19 protein-coding genes are annotated in these 21,340 nt (G+C 56.1%); 12 read left to right on the top strand and 7 right to left on the bottom strand.

Annotation, left to right across the window (positions count from 1 at the left end; genetic code table 11):
• Window positions 1-403 precede the first annotated feature (403 nt).
• Window positions 404-1,519: an AI-2E family transporter gene (locus CSE01S_RS10775; protein ID WP_042287942.1), complete on the top strand. Its 1,116-nt coding sequence runs from the start codon at window positions 404-406 to the stop codon at window positions 1,517-1,519.
• A gap of 38 nt (window positions 1,520-1,557) precedes the next feature.
• Here the strand turns inward: CSE01S_RS10775 and CSE01S_RS10770 are convergent, their stop codons facing one another.
• From CSE01S_RS10770 to cbpA, 3 genes are all read right to left on the bottom strand, one after another.
• Window positions 1,558-2,637, bottom strand: coding sequence for a 4Fe-4S binding protein (locus CSE01S_RS10770; protein ID WP_042287940.1), 1,080 nt, complete (start codon window positions 2,635-2,637; stop codon window positions 1,558-1,560).
• 117 nt (window positions 2,638-2,754) lie between these two features.
• Window positions 2,755-3,060, bottom strand: a complete 306-nt coding sequence (gene cbpM, locus CSE01S_RS10765) for a chaperone modulator CbpM (RefSeq protein WP_042287937.1) — start codon at window positions 3,058-3,060, stop codon at window positions 2,755-2,757.
• Complete coding sequence (gene cbpA / locus CSE01S_RS10760) at window positions 3,060-3,980, bottom strand: curved DNA-binding protein (RefSeq protein WP_042287933.1); 921 nt, start codon at window positions 3,978-3,980, stop codon at window positions 3,060-3,062. Before cbpA ends, cbpM begins: the two co-directional genes overlap by 1 nt.
• 181 nt (window positions 3,981-4,161) lie before the next feature.
• Between cbpA and CSE01S_RS10755 the strand changes: the two genes are divergently transcribed.
• From CSE01S_RS10755 to agp, 5 genes are all read left to right on the top strand, one after another.
• The gene (locus CSE01S_RS10755; protein ID WP_042288212.1) at window positions 4,162-4,527 is read left to right on the top strand and encodes a hypothetical protein; all 366 of its coding nucleotides are present in this window, start codon (window positions 4,162-4,164) and stop codon (window positions 4,525-4,527) included.
• A gap of 48 nt (window positions 4,528-4,575) precedes the next feature.
• Window positions 4,576-6,456 (top strand): cytochrome c biogenesis protein CcdA, encoded by a 1,881-nt coding sequence (locus CSE01S_RS10750; protein WP_042287929.1) that lies wholly within the window; start codon window positions 4,576-4,578, stop codon window positions 6,454-6,456.
• A complete protein-coding gene (locus tag CSE01S_RS10745; RefSeq protein ID WP_042287925.1) occupies window positions 6,453-7,076 on the top strand; it encodes a DsbA family protein in 624 nt (207 codons plus the stop codon). The genes CSE01S_RS10750 and CSE01S_RS10745 overlap by 4 nt, the downstream gene beginning before the upstream one ends.
• The gene (locus CSE01S_RS10740) at window positions 7,066-7,575 is read left to right on the top strand and encodes a protein disulfide oxidoreductase (RefSeq protein WP_042287922.1); all 510 of its coding nucleotides are present in this window, start codon (window positions 7,066-7,068) and stop codon (window positions 7,573-7,575) included. The genes CSE01S_RS10745 and CSE01S_RS10740 overlap by 11 nt, the downstream gene beginning before the upstream one ends.
• A 326-nt stretch (window positions 7,576-7,901) precedes the next feature.
• Complete coding sequence (gene agp, locus CSE01S_RS10735; protein ID WP_042287918.1) at window positions 7,902-9,143, top strand: bifunctional glucose-1-phosphatase/inositol phosphatase; 1,242 nt, start codon at window positions 7,902-7,904, stop codon at window positions 9,141-9,143.
• Between the two features lie 34 nt (window positions 9,144-9,177).
• Here agp and CSE01S_RS10730 read toward each other — a convergent pair whose 3' ends face one another.
• A complete protein-coding gene (locus tag CSE01S_RS10730) occupies window positions 9,178-9,405 on the bottom strand; it encodes a YccJ family protein (protein WP_042287915.1) in 228 nt (75 codons plus the stop codon).
• Between the two features lie 20 nt (window positions 9,406-9,425).
• Window positions 9,426-10,022 carry an NAD(P)H:quinone oxidoreductase gene (wrbA, locus tag CSE01S_RS10725; protein ID WP_042287913.1) on the bottom strand — a complete coding sequence of 199 codons (597 nt, stop codon included), beginning with the start codon at window positions 10,020-10,022 and terminating at the stop codon, window positions 9,426-9,428.
• 382 nt (window positions 10,023-10,404) lie between these two features.
• Here wrbA and CSE01S_RS10720 point away from each other — a divergent pair, with 382 nt between their 5' ends.
• Both CSE01S_RS10720 and rutR read left to right on the top strand, forming a co-directional pair.
• Window positions 10,405-10,578, top strand: coding sequence for a con-10 family general stress protein (locus tag CSE01S_RS10720; protein ID WP_042287910.1), 174 nt, complete (start codon window positions 10,405-10,407; stop codon window positions 10,576-10,578).
• 202 nt (window positions 10,579-10,780) lie between these two features.
• Window positions 10,781-11,419 carry an HTH-type transcriptional regulator RutR gene (gene rutR, locus CSE01S_RS10715; RefSeq protein WP_042287908.1) on the top strand — a complete coding sequence of 213 codons (639 nt, stop codon included), beginning with the start codon at window positions 10,781-10,783 and terminating at the stop codon, window positions 11,417-11,419.
• On the opposite strand, the gene CSE01S_RS10710 is transcribed toward rutR, so the two are convergent.
• Together CSE01S_RS10710 and putA are read right to left on the bottom strand one after the other, a co-directional pair.
• Complete coding sequence (locus tag CSE01S_RS10710; protein WP_042287905.1) at window positions 11,416-11,811, bottom strand: lysozyme inhibitor LprI family protein; 396 nt, start codon at window positions 11,809-11,811, stop codon at window positions 11,416-11,418. The two genes, rutR and CSE01S_RS10710, sit on opposite strands and share 4 nt — an antisense overlap.
• A 101-nt stretch (window positions 11,812-11,912) precedes the next feature.
• Entirely contained in the window at window positions 11,913-15,875 is a 3,963-nt protein-coding gene (gene putA / locus CSE01S_RS10705) for a trifunctional transcriptional regulator/proline dehydrogenase/L-glutamate gamma-semialdehyde dehydrogenase (RefSeq protein ID WP_042287902.1), read from the bottom strand.
• A 397-nt stretch (window positions 15,876-16,272) separates the two neighbouring features.
• On the opposite strand from putA, the gene putP reads away from it, so the two are divergent.
• The 4 genes from putP to efeB all read left to right on the top strand — a co-directional run bounded on the left by putP (window position 16,273) and on the right by efeB (window position 21,339).
• Window positions 16,273-17,781 carry a sodium/proline symporter PutP gene (putP, locus tag CSE01S_RS10700; RefSeq protein ID WP_042287900.1) on the top strand — a complete coding sequence of 503 codons (1,509 nt, stop codon included), beginning with the start codon at window positions 16,273-16,275 and terminating at the stop codon, window positions 17,779-17,781.
• A 254-nt stretch (window positions 17,782-18,035) separates the two neighbouring features.
• Window positions 18,036-18,869, top strand: coding sequence for an iron uptake transporter permease EfeU (gene efeU, locus CSE01S_RS10695; RefSeq protein WP_042287898.1), 834 nt, complete (start codon window positions 18,036-18,038; stop codon window positions 18,867-18,869).
• A 53-nt stretch (window positions 18,870-18,922) separates the two neighbouring features.
• Window positions 18,923-20,050 carry an iron uptake system protein EfeO gene (gene efeO / locus CSE01S_RS10690; RefSeq protein WP_042287895.1) on the top strand — a complete coding sequence of 376 codons (1,128 nt, stop codon included), beginning with the start codon at window positions 18,923-18,925 and terminating at the stop codon, window positions 20,048-20,050.
• 5 nt (window positions 20,051-20,055) lie between these two features.
• Complete coding sequence (efeB, locus tag CSE01S_RS10685; RefSeq protein ID WP_042287892.1) at window positions 20,056-21,339, top strand: iron uptake transporter deferrochelatase/peroxidase subunit; 1,284 nt, start codon at window positions 20,056-20,058, stop codon at window positions 21,337-21,339.
• Window position 21,340: the final 1 nt, after the last annotated feature.

The following is a 21,340-nucleotide window of genomic DNA, read 5'->3' as shown; positions in this document are numbered from 1 at the left end:
AAGCGGTAAAAATCTTATTGAAAGCTATACATAACTTTACGTTACTAATTAAAATGCGATCATTTTTTGATCAAATAAAGCGAAGCGGTAAGCTGCAAAATAGAAATGCCGACAGTAATATTTTGTTGGTTCTGATTTACCTCGCCTCAGATGATTCTGGCAAGAAAAATATCGGCGAGAACTATTGGCTATAAAATATTAACACCTAAAATTATGACAGATTGGGTGGTTTTGCCAGAGAGAGAGTAATAATTATGCCTGCTCTGGCTCTTGAGTGGCCATTTCCACAACGCACGATGGAAAGGGGGCGCCTTTGTTGCCGCATTTTTCCTGCTCTCCGGGATTGTAAAATTCCCAATCAGACCTATAGTCCAAAGAGTTGTTTTGTTTACAGGACTGACTAATGCGTTTTAACGGACTGACAAAAGGATTTTTCCTTTTCCTGCTGGTTATGGTGACATGGGCGTTCTTCGATGTTTTGTCACCGTACTTCTCCGCTATCCTTTGGGCTGCGATCCTTACGGTTATTTTTTATCCCATAAAGAACAAATTGCGCGTCGCGCTGGGAGAACGCAATGGTCTGGCGTCACTGCTGACGCTGGGGATTATCTGTCTGATCGTCTTCATTCCGCTGACACTCATCCTCTCCTCGCTGGCCTTCGAACTGAACGTCGTTTACGTCAAGCTACAGAATAATAACGCCCAGTTTCCGGAGGTGATCGCGAGTTTATTTGCCCATATGCCTGACTGGGCACGAACGTTTCTTGCCGATCACAATCTCGACAGCGCTGCGGAAATCCAACAAAAACTCTCTGAGGTGGCCCTGAAAGGGGGGCAGTATCTGGCAGGTAGCGCGTTTCTGATTGGCAAAGGAACCTTTGGCTTTGCCATCAGTTTCGGCGTAATGCTGTATCTGCTGTTCTTCCTGCTAAAAGACGGGCCTTTTCTGGTGCGTCAGATCCTCGATTCGCTTCCCCTGTCAGACTTTGTGAAGCAGCATCTGTTTGCGAAATTTGCCGGCGTTTCCCGCGCGACGGTAAAAGGTACGGTTGTGGTGGCGATTGTGCAGGGGACGCTGGGCGGGATTGCGTTTTATATTGCCGGAATCGAAGGCAGTATTTTATGGGGCGCGCTGATGGCGTTCCTGTCGCTTATCCCGGCGGTAGGCTCTGCCATCGTCTGGGTGCCTGCGGCCATTTATCTGTTTGCGACGCAGCAGCTGTGGCAGGGCTTTTTTATCGTCGGTTTCTTTATGGTGATTGTCGGTCTGGTGGATAACATTCTGCGACCGATTCTGGTCGGCAAAGACACGAAGATGCCGGACTACCTGATCCTGATCACCACGCTGGGCGGCATGGAAATCTACGGCATTAACGGCTTTGTGATTGGTCCGTTGGTCGCCGCGTTGTTTATCGCCTGCTGGAACATTCTTTCCGGGCGCGATCATGAAGGCAACGCGGAAGAACTGGATAAAGATTTTATCGAGGATGGTATGGCCGACGACCAGAAGCCGGAATAAATCTTTCGTGCCGGATGACGTCCTTATCCGGCTCGGATTTAATGCCCAATGGCGCCTGCCTGCGGAATCAGGCGAAAATAGAGATGTTCTGGCACCGGGCTTTCCCACACGCCTGCCAGCATCGCGAACGCCACGCTGGCGAACATAACCCCTAACACCAGCAGCGCCATCGTCACCCCGGACAGCGCGCCGTGCCGTTTCCCTGTCTCTCCGCCAGGCGTGCGCAGAGAAAAACTCAGGGTCTGGGCGACCGGGCAGGACTCCACGCAGGTCATACAGCCCGTACATTCCACGGTGCGCACCTGGATCAGCTTATCTACCGGAATACGCGACGGGCAGTTTTTCGCGCATTTACCACAGTCAATACAGCGACGGGCATTACGGCGGATTTTGAACGGTGAAAGCAGAGATAACAGCCCCAGCAATGCGCCGTAAGGACACAGATAGCGACACCAGGCGTGACGAATAAATAAGCTCAGGACCACCAGCAGTGCGACGCTGAGGAGCGTTATCGTGCCGATATGGCGAAAGAAATCGAGCATTTTGACATCGATAATAATGCCGTAGGCGGACATCAGAAAATACTGTATACCCTGCGCAGGCATCGACAACGAAATAGAGAGAAAAAAGACCAGCAAAAGATACTTTAGTCCCCGCAAGGGAATATCCAGAAACCGGGGAAGACTGAAATGACGGCCAAAGAGCCGCTTCCCAAGATTGGCGATAAGTTCCGACAGCGTACCGACAGGACACAGCCACGAACAGAAAGATTTTTTCAGCAGCAGGCTGGTTAGCATAAAGGCCACCAGTAACAGCATGGCGGCAGCATGAATTGGCGGCAGAAATCCGGTTTCCAGCGTGTAGCGCAGATTCATCAGACCGGCGATAGGTAGCCAGCCTTCAATTCCGCCAGGGCGGGGCAGATACAGGCTGGCTCCGCCGGTTTCGTAATAGCGCACCCAGTAATAAAAGGTCACACCAATATATCCATTGATCGCCAACATCAGAAACTGCGTCGCTTTACGCCAACTGGTGGCGTTGCGCCAGTCATGCCAGGGGAGTTTACCGCCTGTCGTTCCCGGACGGCGCTGCCAGCGCGTTCGTTTCTTATCGCTCATGGCCCACGGCTTCCCATAAAGTGGTATTCTAGATGCTACTATTCTACGGTGATCCGACAGCGTCAGCGTTGATTTATATCATTGCTGGATAAAAGGGCAGCTTTCGCCGCCCGGAATTTATGGATGGGCAATAAAGCGCGAAAGCCGCTGGCGCAGCAGGCGATTTTCCTGGCGCAAACGCGTATTGTCTTCCAGTAGAGTAAGGGCAACGGCGATACCCGGCCAGTCCAGCGCCAGTTCCTGACGCAGCCGGAGCGCGCGCTGCACCACCGCGGCGGCGCGATCGTCAAACTGCCAGCCGGGAGCGGTATCGTCATACGGTTCAATCACACCCAACCCGACCAGCTCATTCAGTTCCTCTTCCGTGACGCCGGTATGCAGACAAAATTCAGTAACCGTGAAGGTGATGGTGACATTAGCCATTATGCTTTCCCCCAGTCTTTGCGCGGATCAAACCCCGACTGCGCCTCCGCCAACTGCTGCCACAGCGCGCGTGCGCGTTCGTCAGGTTTCGGCGGCATCACAATTTTGATGACCACGTATAAATCACCGGTCTGTTTTTTGCTCACCAGGCCTTTGCCTTTAATGCGCAAGCGCTGCCCGGACTGGCTGCCGGGGGGAACGGTGACCAGAATGCTCTCTTTCAGCGTAGGCACCGCAATTTTCGCACCCAGCGCGGCTTCCCATGGCGCCAGTGGCACCACGATCTCCAGATCCTGATTCACTATGTCAAACAGCGGATGGGGCGCGATATGAATCACCAGCCACAGGTCGCCGTTCGGCCCGCCGTTTTCGCCCGGGGTTCCCTGGCCTTTTAAGCGGATCCGCTGACCGTTGCCCACACCCGCCGGGATTTTTACGTTCAGCGTTTTAGGCATTTCGCGCTCTACCATGCCAAACGCGTTATATACCGGCAGGTTATAGCTGATGGTGCGGTTATGTTCCGCCAGCGTTTCTTCAAGAAAGACTGCAACGTCGATTTCGATATCATGGCCGCGGCTGGCGTGACGCTGACGCGTATGCCGCGCTTGCTGACCAAAAATGGAGGAAAAAATATCGTCAAAATCTTCGGCGTTGTAGCGCGGGTTTTCGCCCTGCTGAAACTGACGGTCAAACTGCGGGTCGTTACGGTGCTGCCACAGCTGATCGTATTCAGCGCGGCGCTGCTCGTCGCTCAACACTTCCCACGCCTCGGCAATTTCTTTAAAGCGGGCTTCGGCGTCGGTTTCTTTGCTGACATCAGGATGGTACTTGCGGGCCAGTCGGCGGTAAGCGGTCTTGATCGTCTTGAGATCGTCCGTCGGCTTCACGCCCATGATGGCGTAATAATCCTTTAATTCCATAGCGTTCTCTCGGGTTAATCAATACAGGCTGAAGGGATCCCTGAAAAGGTGTCACCGTTAAGTGTAGGGTAATCCTCCCGTCGCCGTATGCCAACCTCATGACCCACATAACTTTACAGCCCAACAGTTGCTTATTCCCCGACAGTGGCTAAGATAACTCGCGTCAATGAGTGAGGGTGTAATGGCGAAACGTCAACGGATGGGATGGTGGTTTCTCTGCCTGGCATGTGTCGTGGTGATAGTTTGTACCGCGCAGCGCATGGCGGGCCTGCATGCGTTGCAGATGGACACGGCCACGGCGACGACGGTCGTTTCTGCGCCCTCGTCGGCACCGGATGACGCAACGCCCGTCACGCCGTGCGAGCTCAGTGCAAAATCGTTGCTTGCCGCGCCGCCGGTGGTTTTCGAAGGCGCGATACTGGCGTTTTGTCTACTCCTTGCCCTGCTAACCCCGCGACGGACGGTGCGTTTACCGTTCTTTCCGCAACGCGTTATTTCTCCGCCCGGACTACGGGTCCATCTCCGATTCTGCGTCTTCCGTGAATGACAGACCGGCTGTGCTGCACAGTTAGTTAATCATTCATGGAGAAAAATTATGATTCTTGCATTCAGGCAGGCGCTGATCTGTCTGTTATTCCTCTGGCTGCCCGTATCCTGGGCGGCAGAGAGCGGCTGGTTGCGTTCCCCGCAGAACGATCATGCCAGCGTACGGGTTCGTGCGGACACCACTGCGCAGGGTGAAACGCGCCTGCTCATAGACGTCAAGCTGGAAGACGGCTGGAAAACCTACTGGCGTTCGCCCGGCGAAGGCGGCATTGCGCCGTCCATCGCGTGGAAAGAGAACTCGCCAGCCGTCAACTGGTTCTGGCCGACGCCCGCGCGTTTTGACGTTGCCGGTATCACCACCCAGGGCTATCACCAGCGCGTCACGTTTCCGTTGCGCGTTCAGGGGAAAGCGCCCGCCACGCTTGCTGGCGTGCTGACGCTTTCTACCTGTAGCAACGTGTGTCTGCTCACCGATTATCCCTTTTCCGTCACGCCATCTTCCCGGGATGCTGGCTTTGCCCACGATTACGCTCAGGCGATGGGGCGCATTCCGCTGGCGCAAGGGCTGACGGATACGCTTCAGGCCGACGCGCGTCCCGGCGAACTGATCGTGACGGCGCAGCGGAGCGCAGGCTGGACGGATCCCGCGTTGTTTCTCGATAGCGTCGGGGAGGTGGATTTTGGCAAACCGCATATTCGTGTTGACGGTGACACGATGCGGGCGACGGTTCCGGTTCACGACAGTTGGGGAGAAGGCGCGCCCGATCTGCGCGGCCAACCGTTGACGCTGGTGCTGGCGGATAACGAGGTTGCGCAGGAGAGTGAACTTACGCCTGGCGATGCGCCCGCCGCGGTCGGCGGCGGGTTACCGCTCTGGCAGGTCGTGCTGATGGCGCTGGCGGGCGGTTTGATCCTGAATCTTATGCCCTGCGTGTTGCCGGTACTGGCTATGAAGCTGGGTTCGGTATTGCTGGTGGAAGATAAAAGTCGCCGGCAGGTCCGTCGCCAGTTCCTTGCTTCGGTGGTCGGCATACTGGCGTCGTTCATGGCGCTGGCGCTGTTAATGACCATTCTGCGCCTGAGCAATCAGGCTCTGGGGTGGGGAATACAGTTCCAGAACCCGTGGTTTATCGGCGTGATGATGCTGGTAATGTTAGCCTTCAGCGCCAGCCTGTTTGGCCTGTTCACCTTTCGCTTGCCTGCCTCCCTGACGACAAAACTGGCGACCCACGGCGGCAACGGCCTGGCCGGGCATTTCTGGCAAGGCGCTTTCGCCACGCTGTTGGCGACGCCTTGCAGCGCGCCGTTCCTCGGCACCGCAGTGGCGGTGGCGCTGACCGCCTCGTTACCGACGCTGTGGGGGCTTTTTCTCGCGCTTGGCGTGGGGATGAGCCTGCCGTGGCTGCTGGTGGCGATGCGGCCCGGTCTGGCGCAGCGTCTGCCGCGTCCGGGGCGCTGGATGAATGGGCTGCGTCGACTGCTCGGTCTGATGATGCTGGGGTCGGCAATCTGGCTGGCAACGCTGTTGCTGCCACATCTGGGCTTCTCATCGTCGCCCGCAGAAAAAGAGCGCGTTAACTGGCAACCGCTGAGCGAGCAGGCCATTACCGATGCGCTCGCGCAGCATAAGCGCGTGTTTATCGACGTCACCGCCGAGTGGTGCATTACCTGCAAAGTCAATAAATACAATGTTCTCACGACGCCGTCCGTGCAGGAGGCGCTGGGGCAACCGGATGTGGTTGCGCTGCGGGGAGACTGGACGTTGCCGTCTGATGAGATCACCGCCTTTCTCAACGCACGCGGTCAGGTCGCCGTGCCGTATAACCAAATCTATGGCCCCGGCCTGCCTCAAGGGCAGACGCTGCCAACCCTTTTAACCCGCGACAACCTGCTGAAAACGCTGGCAGAAGCGAAAGGAGAGACGCCATGAACTATCTGTTAATACTTTTTTTGTCGCTATTCAGCGCTGTCAGTGTGGCGAAAGAAGCGGCGCCGTTTGCGCCAGAACAAGAAAGGCAAATTGAAGCGTTGATTGATGAGGCGCTGTTTAACGATCCGGGCAGTCCGCGCATTGGCGCAAAACAGGCGAAGCTGACGCTGGTGAATTTTACCGACTACAACTGTCCCTACTGCAAACAGCTTGACCCGTTGCTGGAAAAAATCGTAAAGACCTATCCCGACGTGGCGGTGATCGTGAAACCGCTGCCGTTTAAAGGTGAAAGCTCGGTGCTGGCGGCGCGTACTGCGCTGACGACGTGGCGTGAACATCCGGAACAGTTTCCGGCGTTGCATGAAAAGTTGATGCAGAAGCGGGGGTATCATACCGACGCCAGCATCCGTCAGGCGCAAGCGAAGTCGGGGGCGAGTCCGGTCACGCTGGAGGTGAAAAGTCAGGAGACGCTGAGCACTAACCTGCAACTGGCGCGGTTGATTGGCGTACAAGGGACGCCAGCGACAATCATTGGCGATGAGCTGATCCCAGGGGCGGTCTCCTGGGAGGTGCTGAACGAGGTGGTCAAAGAGAAACTGGCGGTGGCGCATGGTCAGTAAACTGCGACGCTGGTTGCGGGAGGGGATTATCCTGCTGGTGCTGCTGGCTGGCGGCACGTTACTGCTTGACGCCTGGCGCGCTCCGCAGGCCCCGCCGTCTTTTGACAGTATGCCGCTGAGGACGCTGGATGGCGAAAGCGTCACCCTGGCCGCACTGAGCGAGGAGCAGCCGCTGCTGGTGTATTTCTGGGCAAGCTGGTGCGGCGTTTGTCGTTTTACAACCCCCGATGTCGCGCGGCTTCAGGCTGAAGGAAAGAATGTGCTCACGGTGGCACTCCGCTCTGGCGACGCCCCGCTGGTCGCCCGGTGGCTGGCGCGCAAAGGGGTCTCATTTCCGGTCGTCAACGATGCTAATGGCACGCTTTCCACCCGCTGGGCGGTTAGCGTGACGCCGACGCTGGTGGTGCTGTCGAAAGGGCAGGTTGTCTCGACCACCAGCGGCTGGACCAGCTACTGGGGAATGAAATTACGCCTGTGGTGGGCGGGAATGGGTTCGTAGACGTACCCGGGGAAGGGGCAAATATGTCACACCGACAACAGGTTGCGTTTACCTTACGGACAGTGCGTCTCTGAACGTTCAGCACCCGTGAACGCGCAAGGGAGGATCGCCGCCTCCCTTGCTATCCGGGCGTCCGGAGAAGCACAGAACATGAGGCGAACGGAAGCCTTCTGCGAAGGCCCTTATACGGCCTTCACGCGTTTCTGCCAGAATAAGCGGCAGCGTCGAAGTCAATCTTTTTCCGCCGTTTTTGCGGATACCTTCCCGGAAATTTATCAACACTCTGTCACACTGATGGCGCGTAAATAACAACAAGAGGCATAGGGATGAAAAAAACGTTAATTGCCGCCGCAGTGGCTGGGGGCATGTTGGTGTCTGTTGGCGCGCAGGCGCAAACCACACCGGAAGGTTATCAGCTACAGCAAGTGCTGATGATGAGCCGACACAACCTGCGCGCGCCGCTGGCGAATAACGGCAGCGTACTGGAACAGTCGACGCCGAATAAGTGGCCTGAATGGGACGTACCGGGCGGACAGCTCACCACGAAAGGCGGCGTGCTCGAGGTGTATATGGGGCACTATATGCGCGAATGGCTGGCCGCGCAGGGGATGGTAAAGTCCGGCGAATGTCCGGCTTCTGACGCGGTTTATGCCTATGCTAACAGTCTGCAACGCACCGTCGCCACTGCCCAATTCTTTATAACCGGCGCATTCCCCGGCTGCGATGTGCCGGTACATCATCAGGAAAAAATGGGCACGATGGACCCGACCTTCAACCCGGTGATCACCGACGACACCGCCGCGTTCAGCGAGAAAGCCATCCAGGCGATGCAAAAAGAGCGCGCAGGCATGCATCTCGACGAGAGTTATAAACTGCTTGAGCAGATCACCCGTTACAATACGTCTCCGTCATGTAAAGAAAAACAACGTTGTTCACTGACGGACGGAAAAGACACGTTCAGCGCGACGTTCCAGAAGGAGCCGGGCGTTTCCGGGCCGTTGAAGGTCGGTAACTCGCTGGTGGACGCGTTCACCCTGCAGTACTACGAAGGCTTTCCGATGGATCAGGTCGCATGGGGCGAAATCAAAACCGATCAGCAGTGGAAGGTGCTGTCGAAACTGAAAAATGGCTATCAGGACAGCTTGTTTACCTCTGCAGACGTGGCGCGTAACGTGGCAGCGCCCCTGGTGAACTATATCGACAAGACGCTGGTGACCGATCGCGTTAACGCGCCGAAAATTACCGTGTTGGTAGGGCATGACTCGAATATCGCTTCGCTATTGACGGCGCTCGACTTCAAGCCATACCAGTTGCATAACCAGTACGAGCGTACGCCGATTGGCGGCAAAATTGTCTTCCAGCGCTGGCATGACACTCGCGCCAGACGCGATCTGATGAAAATCGAATACGTCTATCAAAGCAGCGAGCAACTGCGTAACGCGGATGTCCTGACGCTGAAATCCCCACCGCAGCGTGTGACGCTGGAACTGAAAGGCTGTCCGGTGGACGCCAACGGGTTTTGCCCGATCGATAAATTCGACGCGGTTATGAATGCGGCAGCAAAATAAGAAAGGTTCCCCCGCGAATGCGGGGGAAGTGGGGTCAGACGTTTTTGCGCTCGATGGTTTGCTCGCCCCAGAAGAGCGAGTCTTTATCCGTTTTATCAAAGGCTTTGATCAGGACTTCATCACTGCCTTCTTCCCAAATTTTCTCAGCCAGTTTCTCATCGTATCCGGCCACTTCAAAGATGGCCTCGGCTATTTCCGGCGACGTATTGCGTAGACTTGCCCATTCACCGACGCGGTGCGCTTTTGCTTCTTGAGTTGGCATGCTTATCCTCCTGTTGAAGACTAACCGTTGAGCTTAACGGCCAGACCGGCAACGTATTCACCCTGATAGCGAGCGATTGAAAGTTCTTCCTGGCTTGGCTGGCGAGAGCCGTCACCGCCGGCGATAGTCGTCGCGCCGTACGGCGTTCCGCCACGAACCTGCGAAACATCAAACAGTTCCTGGGCGGCATAGCCGATAGGCACAATGACCATCCCATGATGGGCAAGTGTAGTCCATGTGGAAGTAATGGTCTGTTCCTGGCCACCGCCGGTACCGGTGGAGCTGAACACGCTGGCGAGTTTGCCGTACAGCGCGCCAGAAGCCCAAAGGCCGCCCGTCTGATCGAGGAAGGTGCGCATTTGTCCCGACATATTGCCAAAGCGCGTTGGGGTACCAAAAATAATGGCATCATAATCAGCCAGCTCCTGCGGCGTGGCGACGGGGGCGTTTTGGGCTTTGCCGCCTGCTTTGGCGAAAATTTCAGGTTGCATGGTTTCTGGCACACGCTTAACCACCACTTCAGCGCCGTCGACTTTGTTTGCGCCTTCTGCAACCGCGTGCGCCATTGTTTCGATGTGTCCGTACATGGAATAATAAAGCACCAGAACTTTAGCCATTTGTCCTACTCCTCGCGTTAACCGTGTCTGTAGCGATTCGCTACCCTTTATAAAGATATGCCGTCACGCCCAGAGTGCAAATATCGCCACCATTTCTTTGATTTATAACAATTTTCACTGAAATGGCTTTTGTAGCAAAATGATACATTTTCTGCCGGTGAGTTTTTTTAATCATAAGAATGGCTTATTGATTGTTCGCGGCGATTATTGCCGATAACGGCGGATAGCTGTTGCAGGATATTACGATACGCTGGCTGAACCGCCCGTATTGCCTAAGCTTAGTATCACGTAGCGAAAATGATGTCACCGGTCATACGTTGCGTGAGGAATCACTCCTCAAAACCTATGCAATATGATGTCTAATCAATGACGGAGGTCAGTAATGGCAAACCATCGAGGCGGTTCCGGTAATTTTGCCGAAGACCGTGAAAGAGCATCAGAAGCAGGTCGTAAAGGTGGTCAGCACAGCGGGGGGAATTTTAAAAATGACCCGCAGCGTGCATCTGAAGCAGGTAAGAAAGGGGGCAAGAGCAGCGGCGGTAACCGCAAAAGCTAGCGTGACCCCACCCTGAAGACCATCATGCAAGGCGTTAATGAACATGGCTAACGCTGAGGTGATGAAACCACCGCCGCCGGAATTTTCCGGCGGTTTTTTTTGCCGGTACGGTTGAACTGTCTCTTAACCCCCCGCAGACTAAGCGCCATTATTTTTATTCGGCAGGTGAATAACACCCGGAACGAACGGACAGGAGAGGGGCATGGCGCAGGGGGCTGTAAACAAAAGTGGTAAACGCTCGCGGGCGGTTAGCGCGAAACGTCAGGCTATCTTAACGGCGGCGTTAAACACCTTTTCCCAGTATGGTTTTCATGGCACGCGCCTTGAGCAGATCGCCGAGCAGGCCCGGGTATCGAAAACCAATTTGCTTTATTACTACCCGTCTAAAGAGGCGCTTTATGTCGCCGTGCTGCGGCAGATCCTCGACATCTGGCTGGCGCCGCTCAAAGCGTTTCGCGAGGATTTCGCACCGCTGGAGGCCATAAGCGAATACATTCGCCTGAAGCTGGAGGTTTCCCGCGATTACCCACAGGCGTCGCGGTTATTCTGTATGGAGATGCTGGCGGGCGCGCCGCTATTGATGGCCGAACTGACCGGGGATCTGAAAGCGTTAATTGATGACAAATCCGCGCTGATTGCCGGATGGGTCAACAGCGGCAAACTGGCGCCGATCGATCCGCATCATCTGATCTTTATGATTTGGGCCTCAACCCAGCATTACGCCGACTTCGCGCCGCAGGTTGAAGCAGTAACGGGCGCAACGCTGCGTGATGAGGCCTTTTTTGATCGGACGGTGGCGAACGTCCAGCGCATGATCATCGAAGGGATCCGCGTTCGTTAGCCTGCTGGCGGCAACGGGCAGCTCATGTCACCTTCTTCACATTGCAGCAGCGAGGCGAGAAACGCTTCGCGCTCGGTGGTTTTATCCGCCAGACACTGATTAGCGATCATCACCTGGGCGCTGCCGCCTTCGGTACCGGAACTGATCAGCGCGCAGTCGGCGTCCCGCACCGCAATCCACGCGGTTTGCGCCTTTTTCAGCAGCGCTTGTTGCGCGGGCGCCGCGCGTTTAAGCGCGTGCTGGTAAGTATCGTTGAGCTTTTTATCCGCCGTCTGATATTGCGTAATAGCACAGGCGTTCATGTCGGCCTGGGTTGTGGCGTTCGCACACTCACCGGCCAGCGCGTTTGCGCACAGCAGCAGCGTCGCGCCTGCGATAACGATTCTTTTCATCCTTTCCTCCGTATTAAAAAGCCGGATGCGCTGTGCATATCCGGCCTACGGTTGAGACATAGCCCCGGTAAGCGTAGCGCCACCGGGGGGATTCTACACGATTAACCGATTGTCATCAGGCTGGCGTTACCGCCTGCGGCGGCGGTATTCACGCTCAGCGACCGTTCGATATACAGCCGTTCCAGCAGGATATTGCTTTCGCCACGGGCAAAGCCCTGCACGGAGATAATCGCGCCTTCGCGGGCGGCGACCGCTTCACACAGTGCGCGAAGCTGATCGGAATCGCCATGGAAGATCACCGCGTCAAATGGCTGCGAAGTCAGGCTATCGGCTTTCGCAAACTGAATGCGGGCGGTAACCGCTGCGGGAAGCCGTTTTGCCAGCTCGCGGTGGAACGCATCGTCTGGCCACAGGATCAGACTGCCAACCGAGGTGACCGCTGCCAGTTGCGCCAGTGCGTCCTGTTCCTCATCGGCAATACATAATACCCGTTCGCGCGGCAGCAGCGTCCAGGTATTGCGCTCGCCGGTGGGACCCGGCAGCAGACGCTGTGTTCCCGCCTGCGCCAGTTCGCCAAATTGCTGGCAAAGCTGATGCAACTCGGGGCGATCGCGCGCCCAGTCGCGTAGCGCCGTCAGCGGCTCCGTTAGCACGGTCTTAAGCTGAGCGTCAACCGGGTACTCCGCATCCTGACGCGCCAGGGTGATCGACAGCGCGTTTTCCGGACGGTGGGCCAGCAGGCGATACAGGTACAACGGTCCACCCGCTTTGGGGCCGGTGCCGGACAAGCCTTCGCCGCCGAACGGCTGAACCCCGACCACCGCGCCCACCATGTTACGGTTGACATACAGGTTGCCCACATGCGCTGAGCCGGTAACCTGGGCGATAGTTTCATCAATGCGAGTATGGACGCCCAGAGTCAGGCCATAGCCGGAAGCGTTAATCTGCTTAATCAAGGTCTCCAGGTTATTGCGGTTGTAACGCACCACGTGCAGTACCGGGCCGAAGACCTCTTTTTCCAGTTCGTCAAAACTTTCAAGCTCGATAAGCGTGGGCATCACAAAAGTACCGCTCTGCCACTCGCGGGCGTCATCGCTGTTTTCACGCACCGCCTGGAACACCGGACGGCCTTTTGCACGCATTGTCTGGATGTGACGTTCAATGTTGTTTTTTGCTTCTTCGTCAATCACCGGACCGATGTCCGTGGTCAGACGACCGGGGTTGCCCATCCGGCATTCGGCCATCGCGCCGCGCAGCATTTTCAACGTATGGTCAGCAATGTCATCCTGCAGGCATAGTACACGCAGTGCAGAACAGCGCTGACCAGCGCTGTCAAACGCCGAGGCCAGCACGTCGACAACCACCTGTTCGGTGAGCGCCGAGGAGTCCACGATCATCGCGTTCATGCCGCCGGTTTCGGCGATCAGCGGAACCGGGCGTCCCTGCGCGTCCAGTCGGGTGGCGAGAGTGCGTTGCAGCAGTGTCGCCACTTCCGTTGAGCCGGTAAACATCACGCCGCGCACGCGGCTGTCAGCGGTCAGCGACGCCCCCACGGTTTCCCCGCGTCCTGGCAGCAGTTGTACCACGCCCGGCGGTACGCCCGCTTCCAACAGAATTGCGACGCCCTGAGCGGCAATCAGCGGGGTTTGCTCGGCGGGTTTCGCCAGCACGCTGTTGCCCGCGGCCAGCGCGGCGGCGATTTGTCCGGTGAAGATCGCCAACGGGAAGTTCCACGGGCTAATACAGACCACCGGACCCAGCGGACGGTGCGTTTCGTTGTCGAAATCATCGCGTACCTGACCGGCATAGTAATGCAGGAAGTCCACCGCTTCGCGGACCTCAGCGATCGCATTGCTGAACGTTTTCCCGGCTTCGCGCACCAGAATGCCAATTAAGTGCTGCATCTGGCCTTCCATCAGCACCGCGGCACGATGCAGGATCGCCGCGCGTTCTTCCGGCGGGGTCGCGAACCAAATGGGCGCGTTGTTAACCGCGCTTTGCAACGCCAGCTCCACTTCCGCCTCATTCGCTTCACGCACATAGCCGACGATGTCCTTCGGTTCGGCAGGGTTAATTACCGGGCGCATTTCCCCTTCAGCAACCGCATCTTCGAGCATCGGCTTCGCCTGCCATTTCTGCAACGCGCTGTTGAGCAGGGCAGAGGAGAGGGACGCCAGACGGTGTTCATTGGCGAGATCCAGACCGGCGGAGTTGTCGCGGCCTTTGCCGTAGAGATCGCGCGGCAGCGGAATTTTCGGATGCGGCAACCCGGTTTGGCCTTCCTGCTGCGCCAGCTTCTCCACGGCTTCTACCGGATCGGCCACCAGCTCATCCAGCGGCAAGGTGGTGTCGGCAATGCGATTAACAAACGACGTATTCGCGCCGTTTTCCAGCAGACGACGCACCAGATACGCCAGCAGTGTTTCATGGGTGCCCACCGGGGCATAAATGCGGCAAGGACGATTCAGTTTGCCGTCGGCCACTTTTCCGGTGACCTGTTCATACAGGGGTTCGCCCATGCCATGCAGGCACTGGAACTCATACTGGCCCGGATAATAGTTCTGTCCCGCAAGCTGATAGATGGCCGCCAGCGTGTGGGCGTTATGCGTCGCAAACTGCGGGTAGATAAGATTAGGCACCGCCAGCAGCTTTTTCGCGCAGGCCAGGTAAGAAACATCGGTGTACACCTTACGGGTATAGACCGGATAGCCTTCCAGACCTTCCATCTGCGCGCGCTTGATCTCGCTGTCCCAGTAAGCGCCTTTCACCAGGCGGATCATCAGGCGACGGCGGCTGCGGGTGGCCAAATCGATCAGGTAATCAATCACAAACGGACAGCGCTTCTGGTAAGCCTGAATCACAAAGCCAATCCCGTTCCAGCCCGCCAGCTCTGGTTCAAAACACAGTTTTTCCAGCAGGTCTAAGGAGATTTCCAGACGGTCGGCTTCTTCTGCGTCAATATTGATCCCAATATCGTACTGACGCGCCAGCAGCGTCAGGGACTTCAGCCGCGGATAGAGTTCTTCCATCACCCGATCGTATTGCGCGCGGCTGTAGCGCGGGTGCAGGGCGGAGAGCTTGATGGAGATCCCCGGTCCTTCATAGATGCCGCGACCATTGGACGCTTTACCAATCGCGTGGATCGCCTGCTGGTAAGAAACCATATAAGCCTGCGCATCGGCAGCGGTCAGCGCGGCTTCGCCGAGCATATCGTAAGAATAGCGGAAACCTTTCTCCTCCAGCTTGCGGGCGTTCGCCAGGGCTTCGGCGATGGTTTCACCGGTCACGAACTGCTCGCCCATCAGACGCATCGCCATATCCACGCCTTTGCGGATCAACGGTTCGCCGCTTTTGCCGATTATGCGGTTCAGCGAGCGAGAAAGATTGGCTTCGTTATGGGTGGAAACCAGTTTGCCCGTGAACAGCAACCCCCAGGTGGCGGCGTTGACAAACAGCGACGGGCTACGACCAATGTGTGAATGCCAGTTTCCGTTGCTGATCTTGTCACGGATCAGGGCGTCACGCGTTGCTTTGTCCGGAATACGCAGTAGCGCTTCCGCCAGACACATCAGGGCTACGCCTTCCTGCGAAGAGAGGGAAAATTCCTGCAACAGTCCCTGAACCATCCCGGCGCGACCGCTGGCGGTTTTCTGGTTGCGCAGTTTATCCGCCAACTGATATGCCAGCTTGTGCGCTTGTTCGGCGACCGGCTGCGGCAAACGCGCTTGTTCCATCAGCATGGAAACGGCGTCGGTTTCTGAACGACGGTACGCTGCGGTAATGGCGGCGCGCGAAACCGACTGCGGCAGGATCTGCTCGGCAAATTCGAGGAACGGCTGATGAACGTCTTCCTGCGCGGCAGACGGTTCATCGCCTTCGTTTGCCGCGCCTGCCAGCAACGCCGGAAGCTCCGGTAACGCGTCTTCATTTTCCAGCTTTTCCAGATAATTAAAAATGGCCTGCTTGATCAGCCAGTGCGGGGTGCGATCAATGCGCGTGGCCGCCAGCTTAATTCGTTCACGCGTGGCGTCGTCCAGTTTAACCCCCATCGTGGTGGTTCCCATGCCGTCTGCTCCTGTTATTCGGTAATGTCCTGCGATTAGTTATCGAGAAATATCCACTATGTTGCAACTTTGTGCAACCACGTTAAATGTGACCTGCATAACAAGCTTAAAAATGAATGAATTGTTAATAAAAGAAAGCGCTATGACCGCAGCGAAAAGAATAACGGTATCTTTTTCTCTGCGGCACTTAACACTTTTAAAAGGTGCAACCGTAAAAAATGTGAGAGAGTGCAACCTGCAAGAAAATAGTATTCATCTGCAATAAAAATTGATGTAAATGGTGTGTTAAATCGATTGTGAATAACCCGCGCTTCCGGCAGGATACGGTCGCCTGGCAAATACAACATGCTCTGTCACGTTCCGGCAGAGCAATAAAACAGTAAAGTTTGGAGAATTTATGGCAATTAGCACACCGATGCTGGTGACATTCTGCGTATATATTTTTGGCATGATATTGATTGGCTTTATCGCCTGGCGTTCAACCAAGAACTTTGATGATTATATTTTGGGTGGTCGCAGCCTCGGCCCTTTCGTCACGGCGTTATCCGCAGGCGCTTCGGATATGAGCGGCTGGCTGCTGATGGGCTTACCTGGCGCGATTTTTCTTTCCGGTATTTCGGAAAGCTGGATTGCTATCGGTTTGACATTAGGCGCATGGATTAACTGGAAGCTGGTTGCCGGACGCCTGCGCGTACACACGGAATACAACAATAACGCCCTGACGCTGCCGGATTATTTCACCGGTCGCTTTGAAGATAAAAGCCGGATCCTGCGCATTATCTCCGCGCTGGTGATCCTGCTGTTCTTTACGATTTACTGCGCGTCCGGGATTGTAGCCGGCGCGCGTCTGTTTGAAAGCACATTTGGCATGAGCTATGAAACCGCTCTGTGGGCAGGCGCGGCGGCGACCATCCTGTACACCTTTATTGGCGGATTCCTGGCAGTAAGCTGGACCGACACTGTACAGGCCAGCCTGATGATTTTCGCACTGATCCTGACCCCGGTAATGGTGATTATCGGCGTTGGCGGCTTTGGCGAGTCGCTGGAAGTGATCAAGCAAAAGAGCATTGAAAATGTCGACATGCTTAAAGGACTGAATGTTGTGGCCATTATTTCCCTGATGGGCTGGGGGCTGGGCTACTTCGGTCAGCCGCATATTCTGGCGCGTTTTATGGCGGCGGATTCCCACCACAGTATCGTCCACGCACGGCGCATCAGTATGGCCTGGATGATCCTCTGCCTGGCGGGAGCGGTAGCGGTCGGTTTCTTTGGCATCGCATACTTTACTAACAATCCGGCGCTGGCGGGCGCGGTGGATCAAAACGCTGAGCGAGTGTTCATTGAGCTGGCGCAAATCCTGTTTAATCCGTGGATTGCCGGTATTCTGCTGTCCGCGATTCTGGCGGCGGTGATGTCCACGCTCAGCTGCCAACTGTTGGTCTGTTCCAGCGCGATTACGGAAGATTTGTACAAGGCGTTTCTACGCAAAGGGGCAAGTCAGCAGGAACTGGTGTGGGTCGGGCGCGTGATGGTGTTGGTGGTGGCGCTGGTGGCGATCGCCCTGGCTGCCAATCCGGACAACCGCGTGTTGGGTCTGGTGAGCTACGCCTGGGCCGGTTTTGGCGCCGCGTTTGGTCCGGTCGTGCTGTTCTCCGTCTTGTGGCCGCGAATGACCCGCAACGGCGCGCTGGCGGGGATGATTATCGGCGCAGCCACCGTTATTGTCTGGAAGCACTTTGGCTGGCTGGATCTGTACGAAATCATTCCTGGCTTTATCTTTGGCAGTATCGGGATAGTTATCTTCAGTCTGCTGGGGAAAGCGCCGTCGTCTGCCATGCTACAACGCTTCGCTGAGGCGGATGCGCACTATCACTCTGCACCGCCGTCGCGTTTGCAGGAAAATTAATCGTTAGACATTCTTTGCCGCGAGACCTTCTGCAGGTTCCGCCCAACGACTTTCCAGGCCCGCTCAAAGCGGGCCTTTTTATCACCGCCCATTTACCCAACGGCACGTATTCTTACCTCGCTAAGTGTTTACATTCAGATATCATTCTCATGACATTCCGCTTGAATTTTTATTTTGCGTAATGATAATCACTATCACTCTAATTTACTTTTCTTTGCATTAATTGACTGACAATAACGTTAAGGGTGTCCGGCATGTTTGTTCCGTTTCTGATTATGTTGCGTGAAGGGCTGGAAGCCGCGCTGATTGTCAGCCTGATAGCCAGTTACCTGAAGCGAACCCAGCGGGGGCGTTGGATCCGCGCAATGTGGGTTGGCGTTATTCTCGCCGCCGCGCTTTGTCTTGGGCTTGGGGTTGTGATTAACGAGACGACCGGCGAGTTTCCACAAAAAGAGCAGGAACTGTTCGAAGGGATAGTGGCGGTGATTGCGGTCGCGATCCTCACCTGGATGGTGTTCTGGATGCGGAGAGTATCGCGCAACGTCAAGGTGGCGCTTGAACAGGCGGTGGACAATGCGCTGCAACGCGGCAATCACCAGGGCTGGGCGCTGATCCTGATGGTCTTTTTTGCAGTAGCGAGGGAAGGGCTGGAGTCGGTCTTTTTTCTGCTGGCCGCGTTTCAACAGGACGTGGGTCTCTGGCCGCCGGTAGGGGCGCTGCTGGGGCTGGCCACTGCCGTGATCCTGGGCTTCTTACTTTATTGGGGCGGCATTCGTCTGATTCTGGCAGCCTTCTTTAAATGGACCAGCCTGTTCATTTTACTGGTGGCGGCAGGTCTGGCGGCGGGCGCGATCCGCGCCTTCCACGAGGCGGGGCTGTGGAATCACTTCCAGGACGTTGCGTTTGATATGAGCGCCGTTCTGTCGACACATTCATTGTTTGGCACCCTGATGGAAGGCATTTTTGGTTACCAGGAAGCGCCAAGCGTTAGCGAGGTGGCGGTCTGGTTTATCTATCTGATACCGGCGCTGGTGCTGTTTGTATTGCCGCCGCGTACAGGCGCAACCGCGTCAGGCATCACGCCATAAGGCAGTGCGACGCAAATTTTTAATTAGTTACAACATACTTTAAAGGGATGGTCATGACGAAAAACTTCCGCATGAGTGCGCTGCTGCCTGGCATGGCCGCGCTTTTCGCTTCCGCCTTGTCGGCGCATGCCGCCGACGTGCCGCAAGTGAATGTGACGGTAACCGATAAACGGTGCGAGCCGATGACGCTTACGGTGAACGCCGGTAAGACACAATTTATCATTCGAAACCACAGTCAGAAAGCGCTGGAATGGGAAATCCTTAAAGGGGTGATGGTGGTTGAAGAGCGCGAAAATATCGCGCCCGGTTTCAGCCAGAAAATGACCGCCAATCTGCAGCCGGGAGAATATGAAATGACCTGCGGCCTGCTGACCAATCCCAAAGGGAAGCTGGTTGTTAAAGGCGCCGCTAGCGTTGAAGGGGCGCAAAGCGACGCGCTGTTACGTCTGAGCGACGCCATTAGCGAATACAAAGCCTATGTCACCGCCGAAACCGCGCAACTGGTGTCCGGGACAAAAGCCTTTACCGATGCGGTGAAGGCAGGCGACATGAATAAAGCGAAGTCGCTGTATGCGCCGACGCGGCAACATTATGAACGTATTGAACCGATTGCCGAACTGTTCTCCGATCTCGACGGCAGCATTGATGCCCGCGAAGACGACTACGAACAGAAAGCCGCTGACCCGAAATTCACCGGTTTTCACCGTCTGGAAAAGGCACTGTTCAGCGACAATAGCAATAAAGGTATGGCGCAGTACGCCGACAGGCTGTATGCGGACGTGCAGGATCTGCAAAAACGCATCAGTGAACTTGCTTTCCCGCCGTCCAAAGTGGTGGGTGGGGCTGCGGCGCTGATTGAAGAGGTGGCCGCCACCAAAATCAGTGGCGAAGAAGAACGCTACAGCCGCACCGATCTGTGGGATTTCCAGGCCAACGTTGATGGCGCGCAGAAAATTGTCAACCTGTTGCGTCCGCAGTTGCAGGATGCAAACGCCGAACTGCTGGCAAAGGTGGATGCTAACTTTAAAAAAGTCGATACCATCCTCGCGAAATACCGCACCCCGGACGGCTTTGAAACCTACGACAAGCTGACCGGGGCTGACCGTAACGCCCTGAAGGGACCAATTACCGCGCTCGCGGAAGATCTCGCGCTGCTACGCGGCGTACTGGGACTGGATTAACCGCGATGCAGGACGATGACAAAACCGGCGTGAGCGAGCCGTCACGCCGACGTTTACTGAAAGGGATGGGCGCTCTTGGCGGCACACTGGCGCTGGCTGGCGGATGTCCGGTCGCTCATGCGCAAAAAACGCGCAGCGCCCCGGGGACGTTAGCGCCGGATGCCCGCAACGAGAGGCAGCCGTTTTATGGTGCGCATCAGGCCGGGATCCTGACGCCACAGCAGGCGTCGATGATGCTGGTGGCTTTTGACGTCCTGGCGAGTGAAAGGGCCGATCTCGAACGTTTGTTCCGTCTGCTGACAAAGCGCATTGCCTTTCTGACTCACGGCGGTCCTGCGCCGGATACGCCTAACCCCCGTCTGCCGCCAATGGACTCGGGCATTCTTGGGGCCTACATTGCTCCGGATAACCTCACCATGACCTTGTCGGCGGGTTATTCGCTGTTTGATGCGCGTTTCGGCTTGCAGCCACACATGCCGACATCGCTACAAAAGATGACCCGTTTCCCCAATGACTCGCTGGACGCCGCGCTGTGTCATGGCGATTTGCTGTTGCAGATTTGCGCCAATACTCAGGATACGGTGATACATGCCCTGCGCGATATCATTAAGCACACGCCGGATCTGCTGAGCATTCGCTGGAAGCGGGAAGGGTTTATATCCGACCACGCGGCGCGGAGCAAAGGGAAAGAGACGCCTGTCAATTTGCTGGGTTTCAAGGACGGTACGGCAAACCCGGACAGCCGCGATGACAAACTTATGCAGGCGGTGGTATGGATTACCTCAGATCAAAATGAACCTGCGTGGGCGACTGGCGGTACTTATCAGGCGGTGCGTCTGATTCAGTTCCGCGTAGAGTTCTGGGACCGGACGCCGCTTAAAGAGCAGCAGACAATTTTTGGTCGCGACAAGCAGACGGGAGCGCCGCTGGGAATGCGGCACGAGCATGACGTGCCCGACTATGCCAGCGATCCGGACGGGAATGTGATTGCGCTGGACAGCCATATACGTCTTGCCAATCCACGCACGCCGGAAACCCAGTCCAGTCTGATGATGCGCCGTGGCTACAGCTATTCCCTCGGGGTGACGCCTTCCGGTCAACTTGATATGGGACTCTTGTTTGTCTGCTATCAGCACGATCTCGAAAAAGGTTTTCTGGCAGTGCAAAAGCGTCTGAATGGGGAAGCGCTGGAGGAGTACATAAAGCCGATTGGTGGAGGCTACTTCTTTGTTTTTCCTGGCGTGAAGGATCCGGATCATTATCTTGGCCAGTCGCTCCTTGAAGCCTGAT

Origin of the sequence: Citrobacter sedlakii NBRC 105722, from assembly GCF_000759835.1 — a bacterium.
Lineage (GTDB): Bacteria > Pseudomonadota > Gammaproteobacteria > Enterobacterales > Enterobacteriaceae > Citrobacter_A > Citrobacter_A sedlakii.
Note: the sequence above shows the minus strand (reverse complement) of the source record. Positions and strands in the feature narration are given on the sequence as shown.

Coding starts and splice junctions, on each gene's coding strand:
- agp (WP_042287918.1), top strand. CDS start 7,902: ATGAAAAAAACGTTAATTGCCGCCGCAGTGGCTGGGGGCATGTTGGTG.
- rutR (WP_042287908.1), top strand. CDS start 10,781: ATGGCGCAGGGGGCTGTAAACAAAAGTGGTAAACGCTCGCGGGCGGTT.
- CSE01S_RS10770 (WP_042287940.1), bottom strand. CDS start 2,637: ATGAGCGATAAGAAACGAACGCGCTGGCAGCGCCGTCCGGGAACGACA.
- CSE01S_RS10720 (WP_042287910.1), top strand. CDS start 10,405: ATGGCAAACCATCGAGGCGGTTCCGGTAATTTTGCCGAAGACCGTGAA.
- efeO (WP_042287895.1), top strand. CDS start 18,923: ATGACGAAAAACTTCCGCATGAGTGCGCTGCTGCCTGGCATGGCCGCG.
- CSE01S_RS10750 (WP_042287929.1), top strand. CDS start 4,576: ATGATTCTTGCATTCAGGCAGGCGCTGATCTGTCTGTTATTCCTCTGG.
- cbpM (WP_042287937.1), bottom strand. CDS start 3,060: ATGGCTAATGTCACCATCACCTTCACGGTTACTGAATTTTGTCTGCAT.
- efeU (WP_042287898.1), top strand. CDS start 18,036: ATGTTTGTTCCGTTTCTGATTATGTTGCGTGAAGGGCTGGAAGCCGCG.
- cbpA (WP_042287933.1), bottom strand. CDS start 3,980: ATGGAATTAAAGGATTATTACGCCATCATGGGCGTGAAGCCGACGGAC.
- CSE01S_RS10755 (WP_042288212.1), top strand. CDS start 4,162: ATGGCGAAACGTCAACGGATGGGATGGTGGTTTCTCTGCCTGGCATGT.
- CSE01S_RS10745 (WP_042287925.1), top strand. CDS start 6,453: ATGAACTATCTGTTAATACTTTTTTTGTCGCTATTCAGCGCTGTCAGT.
- efeB (WP_042287892.1), top strand. CDS start 20,056: ATGCAGGACGATGACAAAACCGGCGTGAGCGAGCCGTCACGCCGACGT.
- putA (WP_042287902.1), bottom strand. CDS start 15,875: ATGGGAACCACCACGATGGGGGTTAAACTGGACGACGCCACGCGTGAA.
- CSE01S_RS10740 (WP_042287922.1), top strand. CDS start 7,066: ATGGTCAGTAAACTGCGACGCTGGTTGCGGGAGGGGATTATCCTGCTG.
- CSE01S_RS10775 (WP_042287942.1), top strand. CDS start 404: ATGCGTTTTAACGGACTGACAAAAGGATTTTTCCTTTTCCTGCTGGTT.
- CSE01S_RS10730 (WP_042287915.1), bottom strand. CDS start 9,405: ATGCCAACTCAAGAAGCAAAAGCGCACCGCGTCGGTGAATGGGCAAGT.
- putP (WP_042287900.1), top strand. CDS start 16,273: ATGGCAATTAGCACACCGATGCTGGTGACATTCTGCGTATATATTTTT.
- wrbA (WP_042287913.1), bottom strand. CDS start 10,022: ATGGCTAAAGTTCTGGTGCTTTATTATTCCATGTACGGACACATCGAA.
- CSE01S_RS10710 (WP_042287905.1), bottom strand. CDS start 11,811: ATGAAAAGAATCGTTATCGCAGGCGCGACGCTGCTGCTGTGCGCAAAC.